General features: G+C 67.1%; 5 protein-coding genes. 1 reads left to right on the forward strand and 4 read right to left on the reverse strand.

The window, feature by feature from the left end; translation table 11 throughout:
• The 4 genes from AC04L7_RS13580 to AC04L7_RS13595 all read right to left on the reverse strand — a co-directional run.
• On the reverse strand, positions 1 to 668 hold a 668-nt coding region (locus tag AC04L7_RS13580; RefSeq protein ID WP_475513202.1), incomplete at its 3' end, for a flotillin family protein.
• A gap of 30 nt (positions 669 to 698) precedes the next feature.
• Positions 699 to 1,334 carry a hypothetical protein gene (locus AC04L7_RS13585; protein ID WP_299345781.1) on the reverse strand — a complete coding sequence of 212 codons (636 nt, stop codon included), beginning with the start codon at positions 1,332 to 1,334 and terminating at the stop codon, positions 699 to 701.
• Between the two features lie 16 nt (positions 1,335 to 1,350).
• Positions 1,351 to 2,013 carry a PspA/IM30 family protein gene (locus AC04L7_RS13590; RefSeq protein ID WP_299345784.1) on the reverse strand — a complete coding sequence of 221 codons (663 nt, stop codon included), beginning with the start codon at positions 2,011 to 2,013 and terminating at the stop codon, positions 1,351 to 1,353.
• Positions 2,013 to 2,654 carry a YjfI family protein gene (locus tag AC04L7_RS13595; protein WP_296282163.1) on the reverse strand — a complete coding sequence of 214 codons (642 nt, stop codon included), beginning with the start codon at positions 2,652 to 2,654 and terminating at the stop codon, positions 2,013 to 2,015. The genes AC04L7_RS13590 and AC04L7_RS13595 overlap by 1 nt, the downstream gene beginning before the upstream one ends.
• Before the next feature lie 259 nt (positions 2,655 to 2,913).
• Here AC04L7_RS13595 and AC04L7_RS13600 point away from each other — a divergent pair, with 259 nt between their 5' ends.
• Positions 2,914 to 3,999: a glycerophosphodiester phosphodiesterase gene (locus AC04L7_RS13600; protein ID WP_475513203.1), complete on the forward strand. Its 1,086-nt coding sequence runs from the start codon at positions 2,914 to 2,916 to the stop codon at positions 3,997 to 3,999.
• Positions 4,000 to 4,127: the final 128 nt, after the last annotated feature.

The raw sequence follows: 4,127 nt of genomic DNA on the forward strand, positions 1-4,127 counted from the left end.
TTCTGCTCCAGCTCGTTGGTATGCACGTTCTGGCGCGCGGTCAGCTCGGTGATCTTGCGGATGCCTTCTGCGTCCAGGATGTTGCTGGGGTCCAGCAGGTGCTTGGGCGTCTGCTCCAGGTAGTCGATGGCGACGTCCTCGAGCACGTAGCCGTTGAGGTCCTGGCCGATGACGGCGACGATCTCGTCGCGAAACTCCTGGCGCTTGTCGAACAGCTCGGTGAAGTCGAACTTCTTGCCCACCGTCTTCAGGGCCTCGGAGAACTTGGCGTTGAACAGCTCATCCACCGCATGCTTGTCCGAGGCGCGGTCGGCGCCGATCGCCTTGGCCACGCGCAGCACGTCGCCGGGGGTCTCGTTGACGCGCAGGTAGAACGCCACCGCGATGTCGGCGCGCATGTTGTCCTTGCAGACCAGGCCTTCCTTGCCGCGACGGTCCACCTGCAGGGTGATCAGGCTGATCTTCATCAGCTCGGCCTTGTACAGCACCGGGATGATCAGCGCGCCGGTGAAATGCACCTTCGGCTGCGAACTCATGTCGTTGACGATGAGCGCGGTGCCCTGTTCGACCTTCTTGTAGAAGGCCTTGAAGATGCCGATGAAGCCGAAACCCAGCACCAGCAGGACGACGAGTCCGATGGCGAAGGGAAGGATCGAGGCAGTGGTCATTGCAGAACTCCTTGTAGACGGCGCGGGTGTTTACTGCTGGTGGAAGGCGGTTTCGGACATGACGCGGTACGTGTTGTCGGGTTCGAGGTGTTCGATGAGCACGACGCGGTCGCCGCGCATCAGGCGCTCGCCCGGCAGCGTGCGGATTTGCAGGATCAGGCCGGCGCCGCCGTCGTCGAAATGCGCGCGTCCGCTGGTCGCATCCGCATGCGGCGAGATCACCGAGCCGGTGCGGCCGAGCACGGACGGAGGCACCGGCGGACGCAGTCGCGTGATCACGGCGGCGATGGGACGCAGCAACAGCGAGGTCACGAGGGCGCCCGGCAGCAGCGCCACGACCAGCGTGCCGGCACCGGCGAGCCAGCGGAGGCTGTCGGGGATGTGCTGGAGCACGAACAGGTGCACGAAGTAGGTGATCAGCCAGCCGAAGAAGGACAGCACCGTGAGTACCAGCATCATCGGTACGCCGGACAGTCCAAGCTTCGCCAACATGCCCGCGACCACGCTGGGTTCGGCAGTGTCGCCGTCGGTCGTCAGCCAGCCATCCACGGCGTCGATGTCCACCATGCCGGTGGCGGCGAGCAACCAGTACACCGTGCAGAAAGCGAGCAGCACGCTGTACACCAGCGTGGGAAAGGTCAAGACGGTGTTCAGGAACTCATTCATCGTGGCTCCCCCTGTTTCAGCGCTTGCGCGCGGACGAAGTGATGCGTTTGCGGGCGCGGTCCAGCACGGCCTGTGCAGGATCCCCGGCGGCCTTCGTGCGCTTGCCCGGTCCGCTCGATCCACTCCCCTGGACCGGCGCGCGGCGTTGCTTCATGCGTGCTGCCGACGCGAACGCAGGTTCCGGGTACAGCGCGTCGCCCGGCTGGCGCTTCGCCACCGTGGCCTGCGCGCGCTGCAGGCTGTTGGAGGCGCGCAGGATGTCGAGCTGGTGCTTGAGGCGACGCAGGCGGCCTTCGAGCTGCTCGACGACATGCTGGAACTGGCGCTCCTGCGCGGCCAGCTCGTGACCCTCCTCCAGCCGCTGGCTGCGTTGCGCCTGCAGGCGGACCACGTCGTCCGCCGCCGCGCGCGCCTGCGTCGTGCGCCCTTGCCGCAACGCCGATTCCACCTTGGCCTCGGTCTCGCCGATGCGCGTGGCCAGCGCAGCCTGGTGTTGCTCGTTCGCCACGCGGCGCGCCTTCGCGGCGGCGTGCTCGCCGCGCGCGCCATGCAGGGCGTCGTCGACGGCGCGGATTTCCTCGTCCAGCAGCCGTTCGGCGCGGTCGCCCATCACCGCGCCGGCCAGGCCTTCCATGCCTTCCTGGATGCGCTTGAACAGGGTTTTCAGCGTATCGGGCATCAGGCCTTCTTCCTGGCGGCGGGACGCAGGAACGGGCGATAGGCCTCGGTCGCGCTGATCGCGTTCTCGGCGAGCGTCTCGATCTCGAACATCACGTTGGCCAGGCTGGAATGCGTGTCCAGCGCGCCGAACATGGTGTAGCCCGCCACGCCGCCGATGCGCTGCATGCCGATGGTGGAAAGCGGAAGCAGCACATGCGTGCTGAGCACGTGCGCATTGAACGCCGCCACATCGGTGACGTCCTCCACCGGCCACAGATAGGCTTCGACCAGGATCTGCTCGCCCCCCACCGCGAGGAACACCGACAGGTCGCCGTACTCGTGCATCACCAGGTGCAGGCTGGGTTCGGCGCCTTCGATGGTCTCCAGGGTGATCAGGCCATCGCGCACGGTGCTGGCCTGCTGCAGTGCGTGGCGGATCGCTGCCACGGTCCATCCCGCTTCCGCCGGTTGGGTCGGCAGGTAGGGAATGCCGGACTCCCGCTCGGCCTCCCGCATCGATTTCTCGATGGATGCCAGTTCCTCGGCGTACTCCGGGCGGATCCACACGTCCTTCTTGACCAGCCCCTGCTCGCGCATGCGTTCGCGGTAGTTGCGGACGTGCAGCGTGGATGCCTTTATGGCGGTGTGCGAGGCTGTCATGAAATGATGTTTATTGATTACATGTAATGATGTCAAGCGGCGGTGCGTCACGGTCCGGTTGTGGTCACGCAGGATGTCCCGGCAAGATAACCGGGCGGTGGCGGCTGTCGTCTGCGTGTAACAGGCGGCGCGCAGAATGCGCCCTGCAACGAGGCATCTCTCTCCTCCCGCGTTGCACCGGAGCCTGGCGGAAGCCGGGCTTCGTGCTGTCCGGGCCACGCATGATGCGTGGCATGCTGGTCGCCATGAGGATTCCACCATGCCGTTCCGCTATCTGCTCCCGCTGCTGATGGCCGTCGCCCCGCTACCGTCTGCCATGGCCGGCGATACGCCGGGAAAGCCCCTCGTCATCGGCCACCGCGGTGCCAGTGCGCTCCTGCCGGAGCACACGCTGGCCGCGTACGAGCGTGCGATCGCCGATGGCGCCGACTACATCGAGCCGGACCTGGTCGCCACGCGTGACGGCGTGCTGGTGGCACGCCACGAGAACGAGATCGGCGGCACGACCGATGTCGCGCAGCGGCCGGAGTTCGCGTCGCGCAGGCGCATGCAGGTCATCGATGGCGAGACGTTCGAGGGATGGTTCACCGAAGACTTCACCCTGGCCGAGCTGAAGACGCTGCGTGCGCGCGAGCGCCTGCCCGCGTTGCGCGGCACGGCGCACGACGGCCGCTACGAGATCGCGACGCTGGACGAGATCATCGTGCTGGCGTCGGAGCACTCGCTGCGTAGCCGACGCACCATCGGCCTGATTCCGGAGATCAAGCATCCCAGCCACTTCCGGCGCATCGGCCTGCCGATGGAGGAGCGCCTGCTGGACGCGCTGGCGGCGCACGCCCACACGCGCGCCGCGCCCGTGGTGATCCAGTCGTTCGAGCAGGACAACCTGMGCGCATTGCGTGCGCGCCTGGGACCGTCGCAGGGGAACATCCGCCTGTTGCAGCTGTTGGGCGCGCCGGACGCGCAGCCCGGCGATGCACTGGCGGCGGGCAAGCCGACCCGCTACGCGGACCTGATGACGCCCGCAGGTTTGAAGGACATCGCACGCTACGCGGACATCATCCGACCCTGGGCACGTCTGCTGATCCCGGTGACCGAGGAGGGTGCGCTGGGCGTGCCGACGGCGTTGATGACGGATGCCCGTAGCGCAGGCCTGCAGGTGTGGCCCTACACCTTCCGTCCGGAAAACCAGTTCCTGCCGGCGACACTGCGCCATGGCGACGAGCCGCGCACGCGCAGTGAAGCGGGCTCCATCGCCGAGATCCGGGCCTACCTCGCGCTGGGGATCGGTGGTTTCTTCACCGACGATCCGGCGCTGGGGCGTCGAGCGGTCGACGCCCGCTGAGCCGTCTCAGACGCGGCCGAACACGAGGCTGGCGTTGGTGCCGCCGAAACCGAAGCTGTTCGACATCACCGTATCGAGCTTCGCCTCTCGGCTCGCCTGCACGATGGGGAAAGCCGCCGCGCCTTCGT

It is taken from the genome of Pseudoxanthomonas sp. LjRoot204_2 (assembly GCF_056175765.1).

What these genes read in the sequence shown, in the direction of transcription:
- AC04L7_RS13585 (WP_299345781.1), bottom strand. Translation starts at nt 1,334, where the DNA reads ATGAATGAGTTCCTGAACACCGTCTTGACCTTTCCCACGCTGGTGTAC.
- AC04L7_RS13590 (WP_299345784.1), bottom strand. Translation starts at nt 2,013, where the DNA reads ATGCCCGATACGCTGAAAACCCTGTTCAAGCGCATCCAGGAAGGCATG.
- AC04L7_RS13595 (WP_296282163.1), bottom strand. Translation starts at nt 2,654, where the DNA reads ATGACAGCCTCGCACACCGCCATAAAGGCATCCACGCTGCACGTCCGC.